Genomic DNA, 5,038 nt, shown 5'->3' with positions numbered 1-5,038 from the left:
ATTTGGATCGATCTGACCACATCGTCGCCCGGTTTCATGCGCGAATTGACTAAGGATTTCGTTGCCAAGGGCGGCAAACCCGTGGATGCGCCGGTGACCGGTTCTGTGGACGCGGCCATTCGTGGTGACATGCCCATGTTCGTCGGCGGTGAAGACGCTCATGTCGAAGAGGCCCGCCCGGTGATTGAAGCCATGGGCGAAGTCCGAAAGGTCGGTCAATATGGCAACGGTTACGTCGCCAAGTTGGTCAACAACCAGCTTTGGAAAATCCATGCCACTGCCATTGGTGAAGCCATGGTGACCGCCCAGCTGGCCGGGATCGACCCCGATGTCTGGTGGGACGTGATGAAAGGCGGCGCGGCCGACAGCTTTGTCATGCAGCATGATGTGCCGTCGATCTTTGCAGGCCATTATGATCCGTCCTTCCCGTTGAAACTCTGCTTGAAGGATCTGGCGCTGATCAAAGAGCTGATGGACGCCACCGGCACTCGCTCCGAGCTGACCGATGCTTGCCACGACCGGTTCAAGGAAGCGGGTGAACGCTATGGCGTGGATGCCGGCGAGATGACCGTCTGCAAGTTGATCGAGGAAGACGCTGGCGTCACGCTGCAGATCGAAGGCGATTGGGTCGCTCCGTGGGAAGTGCCCCACAACGCCGTGGCCTAGAAAGAAACGCGAAGCCACATCAACGACATGGCTACTTCAATCCACGAGCAAAACCGGGCACGGGGATCACTTTAATTTCATCGGATGATAAGCGAGTGTAGGTCAGCAACGCGTTGATGATGTGAAGACCCGGCCCGTTGCGGACCTTCACCCCATAGTCTCCATGCTGCGGCGCGGCCCGTCGAACCTGCCGTTCGCTGCGGGCGCAAAATCAAAGGCTGACTGAACTTACGCTGGGCGGGACAATTCTGCCATTCTGCCTCGCGGTCCGAACGGCAGGTTTGTATTCCAAGGACCGTGTTGCATGGATCAGGTTTGAGACGAATTTGCCCCATACCCCATCACGTTAGAAGACGCGTTCGTACTCCGCACGACCGAGAGATGTCATGCGGTTGAGCGCTTTTGATGCAATTTTCGCTTCAGCTATTTGCCGGTCGAAATCACGTGCTTGCAGGCGATCGCCGATAACTTGTTTCCATCTGCCGATCTGGGCTTCAACCCGTGATCGCTGGTTGTATCCCGTTTCACTTTGCCAGTTCATTCTGCCATGTTCAGCGATGGCATCGATGTGTCGATTGCGCCGTACGTTCTCGCCGCGAACCGCGTTTTTAGGTGAGGGTATGATGATCTCAATCCTGGACCCGAACTTGTCCAACAGACAGTCTGCAACACCTTGGCCGTCATATACTCCATCCGCCAGAAAACGGCTCACATCAACACCCATGTCAGCTAGCAAATCTGGCAGTGCCGTTTCATCGCCCACATGTTCGGTGGTCAATTCCGTTGCAGCGATATCACCGGTTTCCGGGTCAAGCCCGATGTGGAGCTTGCGCCATGTTTTGCGGGCCTTCCTGATGCCGTGTTTTTCTCCATGCCGCCCTTGTCGCCACGAACTTTCAGGCCTGTGCTGTCCACAATGAGGGTGATTGGCTTATTTGCGGCTCGCCAATTTTTGGGCACTCTTCATCCCCTTACCGCGTCGCGACAAGGTCGAGAAGTCCCGTACTACGAGGTCAATGCCCATCAGCCTGGCAATCGACCGCATGAAACCCTGAGTTTGTCTGAGCGGAAGTCGAAACACGACCCGCAGAGTGAGACAGATCTCGATTGCCATATCTGAGTAAAGCGATTGACCGCCGCGTGTCTTGCGGCGTGGCGAAGCCCAGTTCCTCACCACATCATCAGAAACCCAGATCGTCACATCACCTCGACGCCGGAGACTTTCGTTGTATTCCGAGCAGTTCGTGACACGATACTTTGCCTTGGGAAACTTGTTGCGACGGGCATTATTGAATTTGTAGGGCATGTATCGCCGCTCGCGTCAGAGTGAGCGTCGGCGATATCGCGGCTCGGCGATCCATGCAACAACGTCGTGATGCACGACAGCCTAAAGAAAAATAGAGATATATGGGCTGATATCCATTCATCGCCATGAGGTTTGCACTGCGTGAAAAAACTTGCAGGCATGAGAAAAATATGGATCACTGTGTTCAACAAATTCACGTTGCTAATTTTAGAGCATGTCTATTCGTGGTGAACCAGTAGCTTCGCCTAGTTGAGCGTTTTGTGGGAGGCACTTATGAGAAAAGTTCTTTTCTCGATCGTTATCTTCTCCTTTTTGGTTTTTAATGTTTTTCTTGTTTTGCAATTTATCTTTGTTGCCTTTGATACCGTTCAAAACTCCACGGGGATTCGATGGCCAAGTTTCTTAACTGTTTTTAATATTCTTACTGTAGGGCTGATGCTGGTTGGCCTCAGCTTTACAGCAATAGCGTTGTTTCCTTTATATGTGATTAAACTCCGAAAGCACCGCCAAAGATTTGTTGGATATGAGGTGATACTTCTAGGCGCGACTGCTTACGGATTAGTAGTGTATCTTTTTATATTTTTGTAGTGAGGTATTTCAATGTCGATGGACGATATTCAAACGTACTCAGATTATGTTCTTGGCATCGCTGGTCGTTACAGTTCAGCCGCAAACAATGTAGGCAGTACTCTCGGGATCAGCCCTACTTCTATATTGGGCGCGATAGCAGAGGAATACAACGATCGTCACGAAACTGCAGAAAACTATGCTCGGCAGATAGCCGGCGACCAAGCTGCTTTCAATACACTAATTTGCCATGCCGCCATAAAAAGCAGGTACGAAGAACTAAAAAATATGAACCCCGATGAATTCGTCGATTATCTCGACGAGTTGAAGGAAAACAATCCCTGGGGAAAGCTCTTCGATCCGATAATGATTGATGTCGGACCGGGTAATGTGCAAACGTATACAGCCATAAGATTGCTCAATGAGTACAGCCAGAGGTATCCTAATACCGACCCTCTTAATTTGAAACAATACAATGATGACTACCAAGGATTGGTAGCAGATCTACTAGATCCATTAAGCTCTGCGACAGTAAAGTTTGCAGGGTTGAAGGTTAGAGAAGCGATGGAATGGGGGGAGGCTCATGTCCACAACTGGGTGTCTCTAAGCCCATCCGAACAAGAAGCCTTTTCTGTGTACTTTTACAACATTGGTGGGGAAAGGATGGATGCAAAGTATGATGAAGCGGTGGCCTCTGGCGGCAACTATGTGCCAGATTTGGACAATACTGATATAGCACAGGAGTATTTGCTCAATAAACCGGCAATAGAGTTTCGTGCGCTGCCTGATAATCAACTGTTGCCGCTTGTCGGTGAAATGATTGCCAATGGTCATTTCGACGAACTCGATAAGTTTCGCCCTTCTCCATGGGAGCGGGTCTGTGATCTTGTTTTTGGTGACAGAGATTTAACGCAAGACGATGTGTTCTTTAACCCTCCAGCTTCACCGTTGGTCATAGATTTGGATGGAGATGGGATTGAGCTGACGTCATTGGAAGATTCTAGAGTTTTTTTTGATCTGAATATTGATGGGTTTTCCGAGCATACGGGCTGGGTGAAATCTGACGATGGTTTGCTTGCGTTAGACCGAAACGGCAACGGTGTCATTGACGACAATTCCGAGCTATTCGGAAACATGACAGGTTTTCAGAATGGCTTTTTGCACCTCAGCGAATTGGATAGCAACGATGATGGTGTAATTGATGAAAATGACGCTCAGTTTGACGAGCTATTGGTATGGCAAGACCACATCGCAGATGGAGTAAGCGCAGAAGGTGAATTGAGTAGCCTAACGGAGGCTGGAATCGCCTCCATCAATCTGAACTCGATCTCCATAAATGAGACAAACAATGGGCATTTGGTCTCAGACCGAAGCAGCGTGACATTTTCTGACGGTAGCACTGGATTGATTGAGGATATCCATTTTCAGAATGACAGAAGCCTATCGCGAGAGAGCCCGCCTGAGCAATACATGGACGATCCAGCCGTTCTGATGCTGCCGACCCTATTTGGCTACGGCTCAATTTCGACGACATGGGTTTCCTATTCTCAAAGCGAGGAGTTGAAAGCGCAAGCAAGGCAACTTGTCGATTACCTCTCTGAAGGTGATGTAGAGAGATTTAAGTTGTATTTTGAAGATTTTGTTCTGGATTGGGCTGATGTAGGCAACATAGATCCAACGAGCCGCGGTCCCTACATCGACGCACGGTATCTGACGTTCTTAGAAAGAGCGTACGGGACGAGCTACGTTGACCAACATAGTTCGAATCCGCACAGTAACGCCGGGCCTGCGGTAAGTGCTTCTTTCAACGAACTTGTGCAGAAACTTGCTGGTCGGTTTATTGCTCAATCCGCCGAAGCTAGCGCGTTTTTTTCAGCCGGAACTTATGACCAGTTTCTTTTAGAACTGGACACACATCCTTTGCGCAATTTTGGGATTCTCGCAGAAAATTACTCTTCAGCGAACCGCACGCTGTCTGGCGATCTGACGGAAGTGATTTCTGGGTTGAAGCAATCAATCGACGAAGGTTCAATAACAGCAGCCAACGGAGCAGCGGCTGTCCTTATTCTTGAAGCTGATCTGAGCAGCAGCCCGTCGGAATTCGCGACAATGATACAAGGTGCTGTTGCCGCCGCAAATCTCGATCCGATGTCCGAATTCGTGGTCCATTTGGTCTATTCATCCGAATTCGAAGTGGTGTATGGGACGGATGGTGTTGATGAGCTAGTTGCGGAGGACTCCAGCTATTTGGGAGGCGGCCAAGGCGATGATGTTCTGACGGGGAGTATTGCCGTTGACATTTTGGCAGGCGGGTTGGGCAACGATACGCTTCATGGCGGCCGAGGCTCTGACTCCTATGTTTTCACCCGTGGCGATGGCCAGGACACGATTGATGACGATGGCTGGGCAGGCACCGACCAGTTGATCCTGCACGGCTACGCACCTGGTGAGGTGGCGGTTTCGAAGCCGGATGCGAACAGCAATACGCTCATCCTGATC

At 50.4% G+C, this 5,038-nt stretch carries 4 protein-coding genes and 1 pseudogene; 3 read left to right on the top strand and 2 right to left on the bottom strand.

Annotation, left to right across the window (positions count from 1 at the left end; genetic code table 11):
- Positions 1–666, top strand: a 666-nt coding sequence (locus tag AC2FLE_RS21300; RefSeq protein WP_496699606.1) for an NAD(P)-dependent oxidoreductase, incomplete at its 5' end; no start/stop codon positions are given.
- Positions 667–1,012: 346 nt separating this feature from the next.
- Here the strand turns inward: AC2FLE_RS21300 and AC2FLE_RS21295 are convergent.
- A pseudogene (locus tag AC2FLE_RS21295) lies at positions 1,013–1,543 on the bottom strand (transposase); the annotation flags it as partial.
- Between the two features lie 54 nt (positions 1,544–1,597).
- On the bottom strand, positions 1,598–1,972 hold the full coding sequence (locus AC2FLE_RS21290) for a transposase (RefSeq protein ID WP_496699605.1): 375 nt from the start codon (positions 1,970–1,972) through the stop codon (positions 1,598–1,600).
- A 273-nt stretch (positions 1,973–2,245) separates the two neighbouring features.
- Between AC2FLE_RS21290 and AC2FLE_RS21285 the strand changes: the two genes are divergently transcribed.
- Together AC2FLE_RS21285 and AC2FLE_RS21280 are read left to right on the top strand one after the other, a co-directional pair.
- Complete coding sequence (locus AC2FLE_RS21285) at positions 2,246–2,560, top strand: hypothetical protein (RefSeq protein ID WP_496699604.1); 315 nt, start codon at positions 2,246–2,248, stop codon at positions 2,558–2,560.
- Positions 2,561–2,572: 12 nt separating this feature from the next.
- Positions 2,573–5,038 (top strand): SPM autocatalytic domain-containing protein (locus AC2FLE_RS21280; protein WP_496699603.1); only part of this gene is annotated, 2,466 nt, incomplete at its 3' end.

The sequence above is a fragment of the Ruegeria sp. CDSA077 genome (genome assembly GCF_059612265.1).
The sequence above is the reverse complement of the archived record's forward strand: the minus strand, read 5'-3'. Positions and strand labels throughout refer to the sequence as shown.

Bases quoted from the DNA above. Each gene is read 5' to 3' on its own strand.
- AC2FLE_RS21290 (WP_496699605.1), bottom strand. From the start codon at position 1,972: ATGCCCTACAAATTCAATAATGCCCGTCGCAACAAGTTTCCCAAGGCA.
- AC2FLE_RS21285 (WP_496699604.1), top strand. From the start codon at position 2,246: ATGAGAAAAGTTCTTTTCTCGATCGTTATCTTCTCCTTTTTGGTTTTT.